Consider the following 21,986-nt stretch of genomic DNA (forward strand, 5'->3'; position numbering starts at 1 on the left):
TTATGATTTGACAATTCATCGGATAAATTTGCTGACTTTTGAAAAAACGAACGTTCTTCATTGGACTCATTTGAATAGTCAAAATCAGATAAACTATCGAACAAGCTATTTCCAAATTCACCTTCTGTCTCTGATAAAATTGGGTGTTCCTCTTGGTTTTCTCTTAGATGACTTCCAGTTACTTGCACTTGTTTGCTATTGAAGATATGATTCTCACTACTTGTTGCTTCCTCTAATTTATTTGGTAAAGGAAGTGATGAAGAAAAGTTTTTATTTTGTTGAGGACCGATCCCTTGAAGTTTATCCTGTTGGTTCTCATCAATTAAATGCTCATTCTCTGTTGTATGTATTTGTTTGCTTATTTGTGATAGTTTGGGTGAATATTCTTCTACTTCATGAAGTACATGAGATTTCTTTGGCTTCTTAGGTTTCACACTCGATGTTTTCAAACTATTTTTATCAATTGGGAACGCCGATAGTGAAAACTTTTCTGGGTCCTTATTTTCTTGCATCTTTCTTTTTCTGCTTGAACTGTCATTGAGATTGTATTTTTTTGACTGGCTGTCATGATCAACACTTTTTTGTTTTCTTAATGAAATGACTTTGTCCTCTAAAGACCTTGGCTGAGCAGGATGTACCTGTTCCAGCTCATCTTTTAGAAGAACTTCTGAAATCAGCTCTTGTTGCTTCACTAACTCTTCCCTTTGCTCAAAACTATTTCTATCTAACTGTAAAATTTCATTTTCTGACGATGTTTTATATTGCATCTCTTCCTTCTGTTCTCTTGCTTTCTTTATTTTCATCAAAATGGTTCTCGCTGATCCGTTAAATTTATTAACAAGTTTACTTACCCACAAGTCTCCTGCTAAATATGCTTCGATATTTTGATTATTGCTCTCTTCCTTTTCTTTAGTTGTCTCATTCGTTAAGCTTTGCTGTTGCAGATTTTGCTCTTTTAGACTGTGTGTTACATTTCCAATGGTTCTCTTTGATACTCCAAATCGCTCAGCAAGTCCTGCTATCGATGTATTTTCTGTTTGGTATGCTTCTATAATCCTTTCATTTCTCTTTTTAATTGAATTGTTAGGACCGCCAATTTCATTATTCTTTTCATTCTCATGACAGTCTCCTTGAAATGTTTTAATCGTTTCTTTTCTCACAAAGTCAATCTCCTTTAAAGTGATTAAAAATTAATTAGTAAACAACTAGTTCCGCTAGTTAAATCATTGATATAGAAATATGCTGATCTGATTGCTTTTACCACATTTATTCTAACACCCTCTTTCAAAAAGCTTGACTTTCTTTTTTCTTTTTTCAGAAAAAGAGGTTTTGAAAAGACTACAAAAAAAACATCAAAGCTAGCAGTTTTTGCTAACTTTGATGTTTCATCGATCATGTATCAATTCAATTTGTCAAAAAGATGTTTTTAACCTGGCAACTATCGCCAGCATCCATACTTTTTTTGAAACAGTTCGGATAAAATATCCCAATTGCTAAATTAAATATGGATTGGTAAACCTAAAGCGAGTTCAGCAGCATCCATCGTAATTTCACCTAGCGATGGATGTGGATGGATCGTTAACGCAATATCTTCGGCATTCATTCCTGATTCAATGGCTAAAGCAAGCTCAGAAACCATATCACTAGCACCTACACCACCGATTTGCGCTCCAATGATGACATTGTCTTCATTGGTCGTCACTAAACGGATAAAACCTTCTGTTTTTGCAAGCGATAACGCCCGTCCATTTCCTGAAAACGGAAATTTATATGCAGTAGCTTCAATACCAGCTTCTTTTGCTTCTTTGATCGTCATCCCAACAGAAGCTAATTCTGGATCTGTAAAGGCAACCGCAGGCATTGCTTTATAGTCAACTGCTACTTTCTTACCTGAGATAGCTTCTGCAGCAATTTTTGCTTCATAACTTGCTTTATGCGCTAAAGCAGCACCTGGTACGATATCCCCAATTGCAAAAATGTTTGGCACGTTCGTACGCCCTTGTTGATCCACTGGAATCAATCCACGTTCACCGACTTCGACACCCGCTTGTTCTAATCCCATATCGTCAGTATTTGGACGACGGCCAACTGTTACCATAACATAATCTGCTGTCACTGTTTCTTCTTTACCGTCAACAGTATATTTGACTGTCACACTGTCCCCATTATCAACAGCTTCTTTCGCCATTGCATTGGTTACGATTGTCACACCTTTTTTCTTGAAGTCGTCTTCCACTAATTTCACCATATCTTTTTCATAGGTAGGTAAAATTTGAGGAGAACCTTCAAGAATCGTTACCTCAGCACCTAAGTTAGCATAGGCTCCACCTAATTCTGCTCCAATAACTCCGCCACCAATAATGACGAATTTTTTTGGTACTTCTTTTAGAGCTAAGCCGCCTGTTGAGTCAAGTACACGTCCGCCAAACTTGAATCCTGGGATTTCGATCGGACGGGAGCCAGTGGCAATGATTGCGTTATTGAAAGAATACGTTTGAGCAGAATCGGGATGGATCACACGCAATGTATGATCATCGACGAAGAATGCTTCGCCTTCGATTGTTTCTACCTTGTGTTTTTTCAATAAGAAGCCAACACCAGAAGTCAGTGTTTTCACTACTTTATTTTCTTTCCAGTCTTGTGTTTTTGCAAAATCAAGTGTGACATTTTCACTCGTGACACCGAATAAAGTTGAATCAAGAGATTCTTGATAATGATGTCCTGCAGCAATCAGCGCTTTTGAAGGAATACAACCAACGTTTAAACAAACACCACCGATGTATTCTCTTTCAATGATTGCCACTTTTTGTCCCATTTCAGCAGCACGGATGGCAGCAACATAGCCACCAGGTCCCGCACCGATTACAACTGTGTCTAATTCTACAGCAAAATCTCCAACTACCATTTGTTTATCATCCTTCCATCATCAATAACTCAGGATCAGCTAAAAGTCGTTTGATATTGTTCATTGCTTGTTGAGCTGTTGCTCCGTCTACGATACGGTGATCAAAGCTTAAGGAAAGTTTCATCACTCGTCCAACAACGATTTCACCTTCACCATTAACGATCGGTTGTTGTGCAATTGTTCCCACACCTAAAATTGCTACTTCAGGGTAGTTGATTACTGGTGTAAACCAGCCACCACCTACAGAACCAATATTACTGATCGTAATAGTGCCATTTCGCATATCTTCAGCTGCTAATTTACCTTCATGAGCTAGTTTTGCTTTTTCATTGATTTCATCCGCAATCGCAAACATCCCTTTACGGTCTGCATCTTTTACATTTGGTACATACAAGCCATGATCTGTATCAGTTGCGATTCCGATGTTATAGTAATTTTTATAAACGATTTCTTGGTTCGCATCATCAATTGACGCATTCAAAATAGGGAATTTCTTCACAGTAGCAGTTAATGCTTTTACCACGTATGGCAAGAAAGTCAATTTTGTCCCATTCGCAGCTGCCACTTCTTTAAATCTCTTACGATTATCCCAAAGTTTAGAAACCTCTACTTCGTCATGTAAAGTAACATGTGGCGCTGTTTGCTTGCTATTGACCATTGCTTTAGCAATCGCTTTACGTGTCGGTGTCATTGCTACACGTTCTTCCAATTCACCTAAATTAGATTTGAACGCTTTTGCTGGTGCTGCTGGCTTGCTTTCAGCTTTCGCTTCAACCGCTTTTTCTGTCGCAGGTGCAGCTGGTTCAGCTGATGCTGTTTGACTCGCATGCCCACCTGATAGATAGCTTTCAATATCTTCTTTTGTCACACGTCCACCTTTACCAGTTGCAGTGACTTGTGTGATATCCACGTCTTTTTCACGAGCAAATTGTCGAACTGATGGCATAGCCAAAACACGTTTGTTAGGATCAGCTGCCTCAGCTACTGATGCTGAACCAGAAGTTTCTACTTTAGCATCAGTTGATTCAGCTGTTTTTTCTGATGTAGTAGAAGGCGCACTATTATGTCCTGGTGCATCGATTTCTACTAATACATCACCAACAGTTGCAACTGTTCCTTCTGATACCAAGATGTTTTTAACCGTTCCAGTCACTGGTGACGGGATTTCTTCTACCGATTTATCGTTTTGTACTTCTAACAATGTGTCATCTTCATTGATGGTATCGCCTGGTTTCACAAACCATTTAACGATTTCACCTTCTGCGATTCCTTCACCAATATCGGGTAATTTAAATTCAAAGACCCCACCATCGGCACTAGCTTCAGTTGGTTCAGCAGCTGGATGTTCAGGTGTTTGCTCTTTCGCTGCTACTCCAGCATCGCCACTTGTTTCGTTGTCTTCATGTCCTGGTGCATCGATTTCTACCAGTACATCGCCAACATTCGCGACTGTTCCTTCAGGTACGATGACGTTTTTCACTGTCCCAGTAACTGGGGATGGAATTTCTTCTACTGATTTATCATTTTGAACTTCTAATAACGTATCATCCTCATTGATGGTATCGCCTGGCTTGACAAACCATTTGACGATTTCGCCTTCTGCGATTCCTTCACCAATGTCAGGTAATTTAAATTGGTATGCCATGATTTACTTACGTCCCTTCTTATTTCTTAGAATTCTGCAATTTCTTTGACTTTTGCTTCAATATCAGCCGCATTTGGTAACCAGATGTTTTCAGCTTGTCCAAATGGAAAAACAGTATCTGGTGCTGCTACACGTCCAATTGGTGCTTCTAATGAAAGGATCGCACGTTCTGAGATTTCAGCAATCACTTGGGCACTTACACCTGCTTGTCGTTGCGCTTCTTGAACGACTACCACACGACCAGTTTTCTCAACTGATTGAATGATTGTGTCAATATCTAGCGGTGCGACTGTTCTTAGGTCAACGACTTCTACTGAAATATCCTCTTTCGCAAGATTGTCAGCTGCTTTGATCGCTTCACGAACCATTGCGCCATAGGTAATGATTGAAACGTCTGTTCCTTCACGAGTAATTGCCGCTTTGTCCAATGGTACTTCATAAGCTTCATCTGGAACTTCTTCACGGAATGAACGATAAAGTTTCATATGTTCCAAAAATACAACTGGGTCATTGCTGCGGATAGAAGAGATCAATAATCCTTTTGCATCATAAGGATTTGATGGAATGACTACGCGAATTCCTGGAGATTGAGCAATCAATCCTTCTAAGTTATCTGAATGAAGTTCTGGTGTGTGAACCCCACCACCAAATGGTGAACGAATCGTGATCGGTAGATTTCTAGTCCCACCCATTCGATATCTTGTACGTGCCATTTGTGCGACTACTTCATCCATGGCTTCAAAAATAAATCCAAAGAACTGAATTTCAGGTACTGGACGAAAACCTTCTAAAGCTAACCCAAAACTCATACCAGCAATCCCTGATTCAGCTAATGGGGTATCGAAAACGCGTTCTTCGCCAAATTTTTCTTGCAATCCTTCCGTTGCACGGAAAACTCCACCGTTTTTCCCAACATCTTCACCAAAAACGATTACGTTCTCATCATTTTCAAGTTCAAGTGCTAGGGCATCTGTGATTGCTTGAATCATTGTTTTTTGTGCCATGATTATTTCGACTCCTTCGCTTCATAGATTGCAATTTGTTCTTTAATTGATTGTGGTGCCACTTCAAACATATTTTTTAAGAAATCAGAAACTTTTTGTTTTGGAATCTTATCTGCTTCAGCAATCGCTGCTTTGATTTCCTCTTTTGTTTGTTCAATTACTTGTTCTTCTTTTTCTTCTGACCATAGACCTTTTTCTGTTAGGTAGTTACGGAAACGGATCAATGGATCTTTTTTCTGCCATTCGTCATCTGTTTCTTTTGAACGGTAACGAGTTGGGTCATCTCCTGATAAAGTATGCGGACCATAACGGTAAGTCAATGTCTCAATCAAGACTGGACCATTCCCGTTGATTGCCCAATCACGTGCCATTTTAGATACTGTATAAACTGCTAATGGATCCATACCATCTACTTGGATCCCTGGAATCCCGGCTGCCACAGCTTTTTGCGCTAATGTTTTAGCAGCTGTTTGTTTTTCACGAGGTGTTGAGATTGCAAAGCCATTGTTTTGAATATAAAATACAGCATTTGCATGATAAGCTCCAGCAAAGTTGATTGCTTCATAAAAATCACCTTGAGAAGAGCCGCCGTCACCTGTATAAGTGAAGACCACATTTTTTTTGTTTCGTTTTTTCAATCCTAAAGCCACACCAGCCGCTTGGATGTACTGCGCACCAATAATGATTTGTGGTGGTAGAGCTTTCAATTCTTCTGGATAAAAATTCCCTGCCGCATGTCCTCGTGACCATAAGAAAGCTTGTGCTAAAGGCAATCCATGTTTTACTAATTGGGGGACATCACGGTAACCAGGAAGTAATACGTCTTCTTTTTCAAAAGCAAATGCACTTGCAAGTTGGCTAGCTTCTTGACCAGCTGTTGGTGCAAAGAATCCTAGACGCCCTTGACGGTTTAAAGCTGTTGAGCGTTGGTCTAATACACGAGACCAAACCATGCTAGTCATTAATTCTACTAATTGTTCATCTGATAAATCAGGAACAAGATCAGGGTTTACTACTTTACCATTTTGGTCAAGCGCTTGGTATACTGGAAAATCTGAATTGACTTCATCTAATAACGCATTAAAGTCTAGTGGTAATTTCTTTTTTGCCATTTGTACACATTCCTCTCTCATCATATAAGAAAATCTCATCTTTCTGCGATTGAAACAGATATATAAACTGTATCAATATCCAACCGTCTTCTTTTATAAATTATCATGGATCATTAAGAAATACAAGCTAAAAGCAAAAAAATTCACGTTTTTAAAAATTTGTAACAATCCGCTTAACCACGCAAATAGTGAACAACATCACAATCAAGAAAGCGGTTTACATCTTTTGTACAAAATTAGTCCTGATTTTCTATCTACTCCTCTCTACTGTTATCATTGAATCCGCACATTGTTATACCTTATTCCAACAAACAGAAAAAATTTTTATTAATTAGTGATTTTCTTTACAATCATCCCTCTTTTAATTTTCTACTATATGTGTATTTTTTTCAATTAAAAAGCAACAGCAAGGAATCTCCTTAACTGTTGCACATGAACCTGTTCTTTTGATCATGAATTAAACGGATAAACGTTTTGCTAATTTTGCCATTTCCGCTTGAAAAAATGGTAGCCTTTCTTCAGTTAAACGACTAAAATTGATACGCAACCCGTTGGTCTCTTCTCCAAACAAAAAACTTGGTGCAATGCCTAACCCTGAGCGGATCAATTCTTCCGCAATATCTCTTGTCAATTGCTGTCCTTTCCACGTAATCCACGCATAGTACCCACCATAAATGGGCCAGACTTCAAAAAAGTTTTGCGTTTTTTCCCATTCAACCAGTGTCAAGCTTCTTTTGTATAATTCTTCCCTCACAATGGCGATCTTTGTGCTATAACTTTCTTCAAATACAGTCATCGCCACATTTTGGGGAAAGATGCTCATCGAAAATTCCATCATTTCCTGCGCTTTCGCTAAGCGGTCGATAAAGGAACGCAGCCCAACGATCCAACCTATCTTGGTCGTTTGTCCTAATACCCTAGATAATGATCCGATATATAAAACATTTTCCGGATCAATCGAATGGATCGCAGTTGGTTTATGCTTTTCACTATCATGAAAGGATAAGTCACTAAAAACGTCGTCTTCAATGATCGGTAATTGATAGTTGCGACAAAGGGTCACTAATGCTTCGCGACGTTTTTGGGACATCACTTTCCCTGTTGGATTTTGAAAGTTTGGATTGACTAAGACAGCTTTCAATTTATTTTTCTTGATCAACACTTCTAGCTTATCCAGCTCAATACCTTCGCTATCCATGGGTACACCAAATAGACGAATCCCTGTCGCTTTAAATAAGGACAAACGATAAAAAAACGAAGGCGCTTCTACCGCAATAGCATCACCACTAGATAAAATCGTCTGTAAAATTAGAAAAATAGCCTGTTGACCCCCACTCGTAACTAATAATTGCGTTTTAGTAAAATCAAAATAAAATTTTTCGATCAAGTAATTTTTTATTTTTGCTACTAATGGAAGATAACCTAGACAGGTGATTTGTTGCTCTTTTTCAATAATCTCATTCATTGAGTATGCTGGAAATTGAACGTTTGGTAATAAGTCTGTAGGCATCTCGCTCGAAAATAAATCGAGAAAATAAGGGTTCAGTTTTCCTACTTCGATCATTTTTTCATAACTATCATCGATTTGTTCATAGCGTTGAGAAAATAATTCGCGCCAATTCACTCTCGGGGCAGAATACCGCCCCCATTCGGTTTGATTCACAAAGCGTCCACTGCCTCGGCGACTGATAAGAACGCCAAGATCTCGTAATTCATCCAACGCTCGAACCACAGTGGTGCGATTTGTTTGAAAAATAACTGCCAATTTCCTTTCAGAGGGCAAGGGTACGTTGGGATCTAAATTCCCATTTTCAATATTTTTCATCACCTGATCCATAATTTGTCGATAAATTGGTCTTTGTTTCTTATCTATGACTTCCCACATGTTCTTCTCCATTCCTCTTTCTTCTACTGCCTATTTTATCTTATAAAAAAGGGATCGAAAAGCAAAGAAAAAGCAAAGCATGATGCGAGAGCATCTACTTTGCTTTTTAATAGCTATTAAATGGTATCTCCGTTAAAAATGGAGTTTTTAACAATCACATAATCTACTTTGCGAATAGCTTCAATATCTTTCCCACCCGCATAAGAAATAGAAGATTGTAAATCTTGTTGCATTTCAACCAACGTGTCTTTCAAAGACCCTTTATGTTGGATCCAAATTTTCTTACCTTCTACATTTTTCTTTTCACCTTTTTGAAACTCGGAGGCAGAGCCGAAGTATTCTTTGTACACTACGCCATTTTCCACCATTGTCTCACCAGGCGATTCTTCATGTCCGGCAAATAGCGAACCGATCATAACCATTGTTGCGCCAAAACGAACGGATTTTGCAATATCACCATGGGTACGAATACCCCCATCAGCAATAATCGGTTTTCTGGCAGCTTTCGCACACCATCTTAAGGCAGCAAGTTGCCAACCACCGGTACCAAAACCGGTTTTGATTTTTGTGATACAAACTTTACCAGGTCCAATTCCAACCTTTGTTGCATCAGCTCCGGCATTTTCTAATTCCCGAACAGCTTCTGGTGTCCCAACGTTTCCTGCAATAACGAACGTTTCTGGTAAATGTTTTTTGATATGTTGGATCATTTCAATCACCGCATTTGAATGACCGTGCGCAATATCAATCGTGATATAATCAGGAACTAAATTTAACTGTGCTAATTCTTCAACAAATGAATATTCTTCTTGTTTTACGCCAACACTGATTGAAGTAATCAATTGTTGCTCCTTCATTTTTTGCACAAAGGGGATTCTTGCTGCTTCATCAAATCGATGCATAATATAGAAGTAACCATTTTCTGCTAAAAATTGTGCAATTGACTCATCGATGATCGTTTGCATATTCGCAGGGACAACAGGCATTTTAAAAGTATGCTTTCCTAGTGTCACTGTCGTGTTACATTCTGAACGGCTACTTACAATACATTTATTAGGAATGAGTTGGATATCTTCGTAATCAAACACTTTCATGGACATGATCCTCCTGATGTTCGAATTCAGTAAAACACGAACATTATTTGCTTTTTGGGTGTTTATTTTTAGCACCTTATGTAATTTACCGTATTTAAACTAAAAAATCAAGGGGAATATAAACAAAAAAATAAAAACTCCTTAATCTGAAATAACACTGTCTAGCCATCAAACTTTTCGACAAATAAACAATCAGCTGTTTGTCGCTTATAGCTACTCAATCTCTACCAGGTGGTTCATTCTTTTGTTGATTTCCAGCTTCTTTTGATTGGTTTGTTTTCTCTTGATCGTTTTTATTCAGAGTTCCGGTTTGAACGAGTGTCTGTTTAGCGCCAGAGATAATGGCATTCAACCTTTTATAAACTTGATTTTCATTATCAGGGTTTTCTTTATCTTTAGATAACTTTGTTTGCGCAATGTTCGAACTTTTTTCTAGCTCTTTTTCTCTATCCTTTTTGAATTTCTCCATACCAGCAAGTACTTTAGGGCTAAAATAGCTTTGCGCTATTTCTTGGATCATTCCAAGTAGAGCTCTATTAGGTTTATTTGATTTTGCAGATTTCGTTTTATTTATTGCGTGTGTCATTACTCCAAGACTATAGCGTTGGGGGTCTAGTTTTAGATTGCCTTTCGCTTCTTTACCATCACTGACATTTTCATACGCTGCTCTATGAGCGTTTAGCTCACTTTCTGGCATTGACGAATTATTGTCCCATTTATTTAGATATCCCATTTTACTCCCCTTTTCGTAGATTCTTAGTGACGTTCCTCGCATCAATATATGTAGAAGTCATTAGCGAACAAGCAACTAATGACTGTTTCATTCAATGTTTTTTCATGTCTATGGTAGGATATTGCCAGCTTCGCGATACAGCGCATACCAGTCTTCACGACTCAGTTCAACGTCTGATGCTTGTGCAATTTCCTTGATTCGCCCTACATTCATCGTTCCTGCAATCACTTGGATATTCGCAGGATGGCGTAAAATCCAAGCTGAAGCTAAACCTGTTGGCGTTGTATGATATTTTTCAGCAAGTTCTGCTAATTTTTGATTCAATTTAGGAAACTTTTCGTTACCGATAAATACCCCTTCAAAAAAACCATATTGATAAGGCGACCATGCTTGGATCGTCATTTCATTCAAACGTGAATAATCCAAGACACTACCATCGTGGTCAACGCTAGCTTCATCTGTCATATTCACATGGATCCCTTGATCAATCATTCCAGAATGTTTCAATCCAAATTGCAATTGGTTGATCAACAAAGGTTGTTTGACGTATTTCTTTAGCAATTCGACTTGCATTGGTTTCTGATTACTTACACCGAAATAACGTACTTTACCTGACTTTTCTAATTCATCGAATGCCTCTGCCACTTCCTCAGGTTCAACTAAGGTATCAGGACGATGTAATAGCAACGCATCAACATAATCCATTTTTAACCGTTTGAGACTACCTTCCACTGATTCAATGATGTGCTTTTTGGAAAAGTCAAACATCACACCAGGAACAATCCCACATTTTGTTTGAACAAATAGCTCTTCTCTCTTTATTGAAGTTTTTGCTAATGCACTAGCAAAGATGGTTTCACATTCTCCACCACCATAGATATCCGCATGGTCAAAAAAATTGATACCGTTATCAAAAGCAGTTTCAATAATACGTTCTGGATGTTCAGCGCCATTAATCCTCATACATCCGAGAATGACCGATGACACCTTTTGATTTGAAGTTCCCAATTGAATCTGTTTCATTAAAATCATTCCTTTCTTTCCCATTAGATTTTAACACATTTACTTCAAAAAGGGGGCAAAAAGAGGCATGCCACTTTTTTCTCAAAAAAGAAAAAAATGTTATCCCCCTTTTTGTTGCGTTAGTGATTCTTAGAAAAAACGTTGATTGCTTTCATTCCAATATCTTTCCGATAAAATGTCCCCTTCGTATCTTTTGATTCCAACGCACTGTATATTTTTTCCCTCGCTTCTTCAATTGTTTCCCCATAGGACTCCACTAAGTAGATTCGACCACCTGAACCTTTTAAATTTCCTTTTTCCTCTTGAACACCCGCATAATAGACAGTTGCCTCCTCTTCAGGAAAATCGGGCAAATCCATAGCGGTTAAATACTGATTAGGATAACCTTCTGCTGCAACTACAACCCCTAAACGATATCCAGTTTCCTCCCAAATTAAATGAACCGGCTTACGGTCTAACAAATCAGTGATCACTTGCGCCAAGTCACTCTTCAATCGAGGTAAAATGACTTGTGTCTCAGGATCGCCAAATCTCGCATTAAATTCAATCACTTTCGGTCCATCTGAAGTGGCGATCAATCCTGCATACAATACACCGATAAACGGACGACCAATTTCGCACATCCCCTTAGCTGCAGGTTTTATTACTTTTTCGATCCCCGCTTCAATGATTGCTTCAGAAATGTGAGGTACTGGAGAATAGGCGCCCATCCCTCCAGTATTCGGTCCTTGATCTCCATCATACGCTCGTTTATGATCTTGTGAGATTTCCATTGGATAAACTGCTTCGCCATCCACAAACGCTAACAAAGAGAACTCTTCTCCTTCTAAAAATTCTTCCACAACGATTTGATGTCCACTTTGTCCAAAACGATGTTTTTCCAGCATATCGCTGGCTGCCTGTAACGCTTCGGCTTTTGTCATCGCTACGACCACGCCTTTGCCAGCAGCTAAACCGTCCGCTTTGATCACAATTGGGGCACCCTTCTCTTCAATGTACCATTTGGCTTCAAGATAGTTGGTAAAAGTTTTAGATTCAGCAGTTGGAATCTGACAACGCTCCATCAATTCTTTGGCGAAACTCTTAGATCCTTCGATCAATGCGGCAGCTTTCGTCGGACCAAATATTTTTAACTCTGCTTTTTTAAAATCATCTACGATCCCATTTAGTAATGGAATTTCTGGGCCAACAAAACTCCAAGTAATCGACGCTTTCTTAGCAAACTCGATCAATCCTTGATGATCAGTTTCTTTAATATCAACGATTTTGACCCCATCACGTGTCATGCCAGGATTCCCCGGTGCACAATAAACGTTTTCGACTAGCGGACTTTGTAAGATTTTACTCGCAATCGCATGTTCACGCCCACCAGATCCTATGATCAATATATTCATTTCTTACTCCTTCTATCTTAATGTCTAAAATGACGGACGTTCGTAAAGACCATAGCAATTCCATGTTTATTAGCCATATCAATCGACGCTTGGTCCTTGATACTTCCACCAGGCTGAATGATCGCCTTGATTCCGTGTTTAGCTGCATATTCCACCGAATCATCCATTGGGAAATAAGCATCGCTTGCCAAAACAGCTGCTTGTGCTTTTTCTCCAGCTTGTTCAATCGCAAGTTTGACAGAACCGACACGATTCATTTGTCCTGCACCAATCCCTAGCGTCTGATACCGATTACTTACAACGATCGCATTTGATTTGACGTGCTTAACAGCTTTCCAAGCAAATGCTAATGCAGCCATTTCATCAGATGTTGGCTGACGATCGGTTACTACTTGCCATGTAGTTGGTTCTTCCATTGCTGTATCTTTTTCTTGGACGAGTAAACCTCCAAGAACTGAAACAATTTCATTAGATGCTTTTGTTAATTGCGAGTTAAAGTCAACCGTTAATAATCGTAAATTCTTCTTGGCTTTTAAAACTTCTAGACTTTCTGGTGTATAAGACGGTGCAATGATGATCTCTAAAAAGAGTTTATGCATTTCTTGAGCTGTTGCTAAATCGACTTCCCGATTCAATACCACAATCCCACCAAAAATCGAAACAGGATCTGATTCATAAGCTGCTAGCCAAGCATCGAAAATCGTGTGAGCTGAGCCAATACCACAAGGATTCATGTGTTTGAGTGCTACGACTGTTGGTTCTTGGTATTCACTCATGATCCGCAAAGCAGCATCTGCATCACGAATATTATTAAAAGATAGTTCTTTTCCATGAAGCTGTTTTGCTTGAGCAATCGAATAACGTTCTGGTAGAGCAGATTGATAAAAGACAGCTTGCTGATGACTATTCTCGCCATAGCGGAGGTCTTGCTTGCGTTCAAAAGTAAGAGTCAATTTTTCCGTCTTTTCTTCCTTCACTTGCTCCGTTAAATATTGAGCAATCAATGCATCATAGGCTGCTGTGTGACGAAATACTTTCGCTGCCAGTTTCTGACGTGTCGCTAGAGAAGTAGTCCCTTGATTTCTCAGTTCATCTAAAACAATTGGATAATCGTTCGGATCAACGATCGCCGTGACAAATTCATGGTTTTTGGCAGCACTACGTAACATACTTGGTCCACCAATATCAATATTTTCAATGGCTTCTTTTTCACTAACATCCGGTTTCATGATTGTTTCTTTGAAAGGATACAAATTGACGCAAACAAAATCAATCGGCAAAATCTCAGAAGCTGCCATTGCGTCTCTGTGACTAGCAAGATCACGACGTGCTAATAATCCCCCATGAATCTTAGGATGCAAAGTTTTGACACGTCCGTCCATCATCTCAGGAAAGCCAGTGACATCTTCGATTGCGATGGTCAAGATTCCCGCTTCATCAAGTGCTTTTTTGGTGCCCCCAGTTGAAATGATCTCAATTTCCAAAGCTTGTAATCCCTTGGCAAATTCAACAATTCCTTTTTTATCCGATACACTTAACAATGCTCTAGTCATTTTTTTCTTCCTCCACTTTTTGCATTTCTTTGATGACTGCTTCGATTATTTTAGGATAGGTCTGATGTTCGATTTGATGAATCTTTGCTTCTAAGCTATCCAATGTGTCTTCTTTCGTGATCTCTATGGTTTCTTGGTGAATGATTGGTCCTGTATCTATCCCTTTATCAATGTAATGAATCGTTATACCTGTTTCTTTGACTTTCGCAGCAAACGCATCACGAATCCCATGTAAGCCAGGAAAATCAGGTAAAAGAGAGGGGTGGATATTAATGATCCTTGACTCATAAGCATTCAATAAAGTCGGACCAATAATCCGCATGTATCCTGCTAATACAATGAGTTCAATTTCTTTTTCCACTAGGATCTCTAAAATTTTTTCTTCATATTCTCTTTTAGATGAAAATTCTTTTGGTGAAAAAAAATGAAATGGTACATGTAACTTTTCTGCCCGTTCTAAGACAAAAGCATTCGGCTGGTCACAAAAAAGCCATTCAAAGGTATCTGGCAACTTATTTTCCCGAAAATAGTCAACTAAAGCTTGAAAGTTGCTGCCATTTCCTGAAGCAAATACGGCAATCTTCATTTTCCTTCCTCATCAAACAACACTGTTTTATTTTTTAAGGGAACTACTTCACCGATTCGATAAACTGCTTCTCCTTGCTCGTTGATTTTTCCAATGACTTCATCGACTTGAGAAGCTGCTACTGCTACAACCATGCCAATACCCATATTAAAAATTTCAAACATCTCTTGTTCAGGGATTTCACCTAAACGTTGGAGACAATCAAAAATCGGCAAGCTAGGCCATGAACCTAATTGAATTTGCGCGGCCGTTCCTTCCGGCAACATCCGAGGAATATTTTCTACGAATCCACCACCAGTGATATGTGCCGCACCTTTGATCTTTTGTTCTTTTATGATTGGCAGCAAAGCTGATACATAGATTTTTGTCGGCTTTAACAATTCTCGGTCCAGTGTTTCAGACAGACCCTCTATCTGATCGGTTAATGTGTAACTATTTTGTTCAAAAAACACTTTCCGAACCAATGAATAGCCGTTTGAATGAATCCCGCTAGAAGGTAAGCCTAACAGAACATCACCAACTTCGATTTCACTTCCTGTGATCAATTGCGACTTTTCTGCAACCCCAACTGCAAAACCAGCAAGATCATACTCATTTTCCGCGTACATCCCTGGCATCTCTGCGGTTTCGCCACCGATCAACGCAAGATTACCTGCTACACAACCATCCGCCACGCCAGCGACGACTTTTTCTAATTTTTGTGGATCATTTTTTCCAGTAGCTAAATAGTCTAAGAAATATAAAGGTTCCGCACCTTGAGCTAAAATATCATTGACACACATCGCCACACAATCGATTCCGATTGTTTCATGTTGATCCGCTTCGATGGCTACTAACAATTTTGTTCCTACCCCATCTGTCCCTGATACCAAAACTGGTTCTTTTAATTGGTAAGAACTTAAATCAAAACAGCCACCAAAACCGCCTAAAGCACCCATTACCCCTAGTCGCTCTGTTTTTTTCACGTGTTTCTTGATTCGTTCTACTACTTCATAGCCAGCTTCTACATCCACACCAGCATTCGCATAGGCATTGCTCATGTTACTTCCTCCTTTATTGAAAAAAAGATACTTTTTCTTTCAATGATTCACGGTATTTTTCTTCATAGTCGTATAAAGGCGTCGGATAATCACCATTAAAATAAGCCATACATAACCCAGAATAAGGAGCTGCTTCTTTTAATCCGATTGCTTGGATCAACCCATCCTCACTTAAAAATTCCAATGAATCTGCTTCAATACATTGTCTGATTTCTTCGATACTATGATTCGCTGCAATTAGTTCTTTTCTCGTTTGTATATCGATGCCGTAAAAACAAGGATATTTTAACGGTGGTGAAGCAATTCGTACATGTACCTCTTTTGCTCCTGCCTCTTTTAATAGACGTACGATTCGCCGGCTCGTTGTTCCTCTAACGATCGAATCATCCACCATCACGATTCGTTTCCCTTCAACAACTCCTCTGACAGCCGAAAGTTTCATCCTGACACCCTGTTCCCTTAATGCTGGTGTAGGTTGAATAAAGGTTCTGGCAATGTATTGATTTTTTACTAGTCCAATCTCATAAGGGATGCCACTAGCTTCGGCATAGCCACTGGCTGCTGATAGCGAAGAATTTGGAACACCTACAACCATGTCAGCATCAATTGGCGCTTCCTGTGCTAAATTTCTCCCCATATTTTTACGAGCAGTGTGTACATTGACACCAGCGATATTTGAATCTGGTCGTGCAAAGTAGATATATTCCATGGAACAAATCGCTAACTGGGTTTCGGTCGTATAAGTATCGATCGTATAGCCTGAGTCATCAATGATCACTACTTCCCCTGGACGAACATCTCGAATAAACCGCGCACCGATGACTTCCAGTGCACAAGTTTCAGAAGCAATCACATATGCACCATTTTTCATTTGACCGATTGCCAAAGGTCGAAAACCATTCGGATCAAGAGCGGCGATCATGGCATCTTCTGTTAAAAGCAAATAGGCAAAACCGCCTTTCACTTCATTTAATGCTTCTTTTAAGCGATCGAGTAATGTTGTTTTTTTACTTCGACGAATCAAATGCATCAAAATCTCTGTATCTGAATTGGAATGGAAAATCGCACCGTCTTTTTCTAACGACGTTCTCAATGAACGGGCATTCGTAAGATTACCATTGTGAGCTAGACCGATTGACTGATCATAAAATTTAAATAAAAAGGGTTGGATATTGTCCACACTACCATTACCTGCTGTAGCATAACGCACATGTCCAATCGCTGCTTGTCCAGAGAGTGCAGCTAGCTTTCTTTGATCTTTGAAAACTTCTGAGAGTAAACCTAGATCCCGGTGTCCCAATAGTTTCCCTTGATCATTTGAAACGATCCCGGCACCTTCTTGACCACGATGCTGAAGACTATGAAGCCCGAAATACGTCACACTCGATGCTTCTTGATGTCCCCAGACACCAAACACCCCACATTCTTCATTTAAACTTTTTACTTCATAAGACATTCGATTGCGTCCTCCCAGCATTTTTTAGCTGTTGTAACAGCTAGATGGATTTCCCCATCACTTGCTTGGATCACGATATTACTTGACTCAGTCACTTTACCGATACAACTTGCTTTTTCGCCCATCAAACGTTCAAATTCCTCACGATCTTCTGGAAGGATGGTGACCACAAATCTTGATTGTGTCTCTGAAAAAAGTTGTGCTGTCGTCAGATTTACTGTGACATCTAATCCCAGTTGGGTACCAAAAGTTGCTTCAGCCAACGCCACAGCCAAACCGCCTTCCGAACAATCATGCGCACTGGTTACCACTCCTGCTTGAATAGCCGCCAGTAGACTTTCTTGGTTTTGTTGTTCCGTCAATAGATCAAAATGCTCGATGTCCCCTTCAATTTTTCCTAATTGCATTTTTTGCAATTCACTACCATTAAAATCGTCATAAGTTTCACCAACAAGATAAATCAAATCATCCGCCATTTTGAAAGATTGAGTGGTGATGTGTTGGTGGTCTTCGATCAATCCGACCATGCCGATCATCGGGGTAGGATAAATCGCTTTGCCATCCGTTTCATTGTATAAAGAAACATTCCCGGAGATCACAGGTGTTGCAAAGACTTCACATGCTTTGGCAATCCCGTCTGCTGATTTGACCAGTTCCCAAAATACTTCTGGTTTATCAGGAGAACCATAATTCAAGCAGTCTGTGATCGCCAATGGACGTCCGCCACTAGCTACAATGTTTCTGGCAGCCTCTGCAACAGCAATTTGGCCACCTATCTCGGGGTTTAAGTAAAGGTAGCGGGCATTACAGTCAGTCGTCATAGCAATTGCTTTTTCAGTTCCACGAATACGCAATACGGCAGCATCACTTCCAGGGGAAACTACTGTATTGGTTTGTACTTGAGAATCATAGGTTTCATAAATCGCATGTTTTGAAGCTATTGTCGGTTGTTTCAATAAATCTAGCAATAATTGATTCGCATCTTCAATGATTGGTTGATATTGCCCTAACTGTTTAAATTTTTCGATTCGAGCGGGTTCTTGCACTGCCTTTTCATAAACAGGTGCATCTTCGGCTAAGGCATCAACTGGTAAGTTAGCCACTTCTTCCCCATGATGGTACAAGCGATACAAGCCATCATCGGTGACTTCTCCAATCGTAACAGCATCCAAATCATATTTTTTAAACAATTCTTTGACTCTTTCCTCTGCCCCAGCTTTTACACAAATCAACATTCGTTCCTGTGATTCTGAAAGCATCATTTCGTAAGGAGTCATATTTGTTTCTCGTTGTGGTACATCATCTAATGTCAAAATCAAACCAGATCCAGCTTTTGATGCCATTTCTGAACTTGAAGAAACCAATCCGGCAGCGCCCATGTCTTGGATCCCTACTAAAATGTCCGCATGTTCCAGGATCAATTCTAAGCAAGCTTCAAGTAATAGTTTTTCCATAAAAGGATCGCCTACTTGGACTGCGGAACGTTGCTGCTCTTCTTCTTGACTGAACTCTTCTGAAGCAAAAGTCGCACCGTGAATGCCGTCGCGTCCTGTTTTCGCACCGACATACATGATCGAATTACCCACACCAGAAGCTTGCCCTTTTTGAATGTCTTTGTGATCGATTAACCCTACGCACATGGCATTAACTAACGGATTCCCTTCATAACAAGGATCAAACGCTACTTCTCCTCCAACCGTCGGTATTCCGATACAATTACCATACCCAGAAATCCCTGCGACTACTTCTTCCAATAAGTACTTGGTTCGTGGTTGGTCTAACTCGCCAAAACGTAAGGAGTCAAGTAAAGCAATCGGACGTGCACCCATACTGAAAATATCACGGATGATCCCACCAACACCGGTTGCCGCCCCTTCATAAGGTTCTACTGCTGAAGGGTGATTATGACTTTCCGCTTTAAACACAACTGCTTGACCATCACCGATATCCACGATACCAGCTCCTTCTCCTGGACCTTGAAGAACATGCGGTCCACTTGTTGGGAATTTTCGTAAAATCGGTTTTGAATTTTTGTAAGAACAATGTTCACTCCACATGACTGAAAACAAACCTGTTTCGGTGTAGTTAGGCATTCTCCCCAATATATCTTCTTCGATCATTCGATATTCTTCATCTGTCAATCCCCATTCAGCATAAACTTTCTTTTCTTTGATCTCTAAGGGACTTGGTTCGTTCCGTGTTTTCATCTTAGGCAGTCACCTTTCCAAAATTTTTTAACATCGAGGCAAAAAATCGTTTTCCGTCTTCTGATCCTAGTAACGCCTCCATTGCCCGTTCCGGATGAGGCATCATCCCCAGCACATTTCCTGCTTTATTGGTGATCCCTGCAATATTTGCGACACTACCATTGATATTCTCAGCGTAAGTAAAAACGATTTGATTATTGGCTTTTAATTCTTGCAACGTTTGATCATCGCAAAAATAATTTCCTTCGCCATGAGCGACAGGCAGCTGAATAATCTCATCGGTTTCATACTCCGAAGTAAAGGCTGTCTGGTTGTTAACTTTCAAAGGAACAGTTTTGCAAATGAAGCGCAAAGACTCATTTTTTCTTAGCACGCCTGGAAGGAGACCTGCTTCTGTAAGGATCTGAAACCCATTACACGTACCAAAGACTGGTTTTCCTTCCTCCGCAAAACGAACAACTTCTTTCATGATAGCTGAAAAACGCGCAATGGCTCCACAGCGTAAGTAATCGCCATAAGAAAAACCGCCAGGAAGCAATACGCCGTCATAGCCTTGTAGAGAGGTTTCATCGTAACGAACATACTCAGCTTCTACTTCCATAATGTCACGAATTGCCCACAACATATCTGCATCACAGTTCGAACCAGGAAAGACAATCACTGCAAATTTCATGCTAGATTTCCTCCAATTGTTCAATTTCATAACGATACGTTTCCATGTTGACGTTAGCTAATAGTTTGTCACAAATCCCTTCAATCGTTTCCTCTACTGCGCTAGCTTCTGCTGAAACTTGGATCTCAAAATATTTACCGATTCGGATATCTTCAACAGTTTCATATCCCAAACGATGGACCGCATTTTTCACTGCTTCTCCTTGAGGATCTAATACAGAATCTTTATAGGTGACATAAACTTTTACAAAATACATTTCATTTTCCCCTCTCATAAACCAGCTTGTGTTAAACGTGTCAAAACTTCTTGATATACTGGGACAATCTCCCCAATTTTTCGTCGATAAACATCTTTGTCCATGTGTTCGTTTGTTTTCAGATCCCATAATCGACAAGTGTCAGGCGAAATTTCATCTCCTAATACGATTTCTCCCGTAGCTGTTTTCCCAAATTCCAGTTTGAAATCAATTAACTGTAAATCGATTTTCTCAAATAGTTGGATTAACAAATGATTGATTTTTCTAGCCTGTGTCTTTAATTCAGTAATTTCATCTTCATCTGCAATTTGTAAAAACAGCACATGTTCATCATTGATAAATGGATCATCTAATTGATCGTCTTTGTAATAAAACTCGACAATTGGTGTGGGTAATTTTTGTCCTTCAGGAATTGCCAACCGTTTTGAAAAACTACCAGCTGCACTATTTCTGACTACCACTTCTAAGGGAAGAATATTTAATTTTTTCACTAATTGTTCGTCTTTTCCGATTTGTTGGATAAAGTGATTGGCAATCCCTTGTTCGGATAAATAATGGAAGACTTTACTTGTGATTTGATTGTTCAGTTCCCCTTTTCCATTTACTTGGTCTTTCATCAAGCCATTCAAAGCCGTAGCTTGGTCCAAGTATTCCACCCAAATCACCTGTTCATCTGAAGTATGGTACATTTTTTTAGCTTTTCCTTCATACAGCAAATCCTTCTGTTCCATTTCGACATCTCCTTAAATTCTTGACGATCACAACAAACATTATTTTTTTGTTCGTCTTTTCACTTTAAATTTTAACAAGTGTTTTTATCCTGTTCAATAAAAACATGTACATTTGTAGTATTAAAATTGTCTAATGTTCGTGTTTAATCCAAAAATTCTTCCTTGGAAAAATAATAAGCGTTTACACCTATAATAATTGATGCTATAGTAGGATTAGAATGATTCTGGATATTTATTCAAGGAATTCAAGGAGGTAGCGAAATGGAAGAGGCCGCAGTTTGTGCCCAATGTTTTTTAATGGATTTATCGCCCGAGGAAACGTCACGTTTATATAATGACCTGTTGTCTATCAAAGATGTCTACTTATGTAATAAAGATACGAGTTTTTATACCTTCAGAAAAATCCGTCGTGCGGCAAAGCGCCATACTGAGTGTCGAAAGCGCACATTTGAATATCAAACATTTTCTGAACATCAACTCGTGATCAGTCAGATACACGAACAAAAATTATTCAAAAATCATTATCGTATCCAAGTCACTTATGATCAGCAAGAATTTGATTATACTTTTATCGAAGAATTATTGAGTTTGCTTCATACTAAACATTTTAACTATTCCGCTCAAGCCCTTTACGGATAGTTTTCTCATGCTATTATCAAGCAACATCATGAAATGAATCAAAATAGCTA

19 protein-coding genes are annotated in these 21,986 nt (G+C 39.3%); 1 reads left to right on the forward strand and 18 read right to left on the reverse strand.

Annotation, left to right across the window (positions count from 1 at the left end; translation table 11 throughout):
• The 18 genes from AB5M32_RS07295 to purC all read right to left on the reverse strand — a co-directional run.
• Window positions 1–1,160: hypothetical protein (locus AB5M32_RS07295; protein WP_368024381.1), on the reverse strand; the 1,160-nt coding region annotated here is incomplete at its 3' end.
• Between the two features lie 338 nt (window positions 1,161–1,498).
• Window positions 1,499–2,905 carry a dihydrolipoyl dehydrogenase gene (lpdA, locus tag AB5M32_RS07300; protein ID WP_010719369.1) on the reverse strand — a complete coding sequence of 469 codons (1,407 nt, stop codon included), beginning with the start codon at window positions 2,903–2,905 and terminating at the stop codon, window positions 1,499–1,501.
• Window positions 2,906–2,912: 7 nt separating this feature from the next.
• A complete protein-coding gene (locus tag AB5M32_RS07305) occupies window positions 2,913–4,550 on the reverse strand; it encodes a dihydrolipoyllysine-residue acetyltransferase (protein ID WP_063627006.1) in 1,638 nt (545 codons plus the stop codon).
• A 26-nt stretch (window positions 4,551–4,576) separates the two neighbouring features.
• Window positions 4,577–5,554: an alpha-ketoacid dehydrogenase subunit beta gene (locus AB5M32_RS07310; protein ID WP_010737448.1), complete on the reverse strand. Its 978-nt coding sequence runs from the start codon at window positions 5,552–5,554 to the stop codon at window positions 4,577–4,579.
• 2 nt (window positions 5,555–5,556) lie between these two features.
• Window positions 5,557–6,666, reverse strand: a complete 1,110-nt coding sequence (gene pdhA / locus AB5M32_RS07315; RefSeq protein WP_010719372.1) for a pyruvate dehydrogenase (acetyl-transferring) E1 component subunit alpha — start codon at window positions 6,664–6,666, stop codon at window positions 5,557–5,559.
• Between the two features lie 457 nt (window positions 6,667–7,123).
• A complete protein-coding gene (locus AB5M32_RS07320; protein ID WP_178287282.1) occupies window positions 7,124–8,551 on the reverse strand; it encodes a PLP-dependent aminotransferase family protein in 1,428 nt (475 codons plus the stop codon).
• A 116-nt stretch (window positions 8,552–8,667) separates the two neighbouring features.
• Window positions 8,668–9,645 (reverse strand): GMP reductase, encoded by a 978-nt coding sequence (gene guaC / locus AB5M32_RS07325; protein ID WP_010719374.1) that lies wholly within the window; start codon window positions 9,643–9,645, stop codon window positions 8,668–8,670.
• 217 nt (window positions 9,646–9,862) lie between these two features.
• The gene (locus AB5M32_RS07330) at window positions 9,863–10,378 is read right to left on the reverse strand and encodes a hypothetical protein (protein ID WP_178286359.1); all 516 of its coding nucleotides are present in this window, start codon (window positions 10,376–10,378) and stop codon (window positions 9,863–9,865) included.
• A 108-nt stretch (window positions 10,379–10,486) separates the two neighbouring features.
• Window positions 10,487–11,401, reverse strand: coding sequence for an aldo/keto reductase family oxidoreductase (locus tag AB5M32_RS07335; protein ID WP_010719376.1), 915 nt, complete (start codon window positions 11,399–11,401; stop codon window positions 10,487–10,489).
• Between the two features lie 119 nt (window positions 11,402–11,520).
• Window positions 11,521–12,795 (reverse strand): phosphoribosylamine--glycine ligase, encoded by a 1,275-nt coding sequence (purD, locus tag AB5M32_RS07340; RefSeq protein ID WP_368024382.1) that lies wholly within the window; start codon window positions 12,793–12,795, stop codon window positions 11,521–11,523.
• Window positions 12,796–12,812: 17 nt separating this feature from the next.
• A complete protein-coding gene (gene purH / locus AB5M32_RS07345) occupies window positions 12,813–14,348 on the reverse strand; it encodes a bifunctional phosphoribosylaminoimidazolecarboxamide formyltransferase/IMP cyclohydrolase (protein ID WP_368024383.1) in 1,536 nt (511 codons plus the stop codon).
• A complete protein-coding gene (purN, locus tag AB5M32_RS07350) occupies window positions 14,341–14,934 on the reverse strand; it encodes a phosphoribosylglycinamide formyltransferase (protein WP_010719379.1) in 594 nt (197 codons plus the stop codon). The genes purH and purN overlap by 8 nt, the downstream gene beginning before the upstream one ends.
• Complete coding sequence (gene purM, locus AB5M32_RS07355) at window positions 14,931–15,974, reverse strand: phosphoribosylformylglycinamidine cyclo-ligase (protein WP_178286365.1); 1,044 nt, start codon at window positions 15,972–15,974, stop codon at window positions 14,931–14,933. The genes purN and purM overlap by 4 nt, the downstream gene beginning before the upstream one ends.
• 13 nt (window positions 15,975–15,987) lie before the next feature.
• On the reverse strand, window positions 15,988–17,430 hold the full coding sequence (gene purF / locus AB5M32_RS07360; protein WP_034700370.1) for an amidophosphoribosyltransferase: 1,443 nt from the start codon (window positions 17,428–17,430) through the stop codon (window positions 15,988–15,990).
• On the reverse strand, window positions 17,415–19,637 hold the full coding sequence (purL, locus tag AB5M32_RS07365) for a phosphoribosylformylglycinamidine synthase subunit PurL (RefSeq protein ID WP_010719382.1): 2,223 nt from the start codon (window positions 19,635–19,637) through the stop codon (window positions 17,415–17,417). Before purL ends, purF begins: the two co-directional genes overlap by 16 nt.
• Before the next feature lies 1 nt (window position 19,638).
• Window positions 19,639–20,310: a phosphoribosylformylglycinamidine synthase subunit PurQ gene (purQ, locus tag AB5M32_RS07370; RefSeq protein WP_178286367.1), complete on the reverse strand. Its 672-nt coding sequence runs from the start codon at window positions 20,308–20,310 to the stop codon at window positions 19,639–19,641.
• A gap of 1 nt (window position 20,311) precedes the next feature.
• Window positions 20,312–20,566, reverse strand: a complete 255-nt coding sequence (purS, locus tag AB5M32_RS07375) for a phosphoribosylformylglycinamidine synthase subunit PurS (RefSeq protein ID WP_010719384.1) — start codon at window positions 20,564–20,566, stop codon at window positions 20,312–20,314.
• Between the two features lie 14 nt (window positions 20,567–20,580).
• Window positions 20,581–21,297: a phosphoribosylaminoimidazolesuccinocarboxamide synthase gene (gene purC / locus AB5M32_RS07380; protein WP_088775548.1), complete on the reverse strand. Its 717-nt coding sequence runs from the start codon at window positions 21,295–21,297 to the stop codon at window positions 20,581–20,583.
• Between the two features lie 261 nt (window positions 21,298–21,558).
• On the opposite strand from purC, the gene AB5M32_RS07385 reads away from it, so the two are divergent.
• Entirely contained in the window at window positions 21,559–21,936 is a 378-nt protein-coding gene (locus AB5M32_RS07385; RefSeq protein ID WP_010737435.1) for a hypothetical protein, read from the forward strand.
• Window positions 21,937–21,986: the final 50 nt, after the last annotated feature.

Source organism: Enterococcus sp. C57, from assembly GCF_040887305.1.
Lineage (GTDB): Bacteria > Bacillota > Bacilli > Lactobacillales > Enterococcaceae > Enterococcus_B > Enterococcus_B hirae.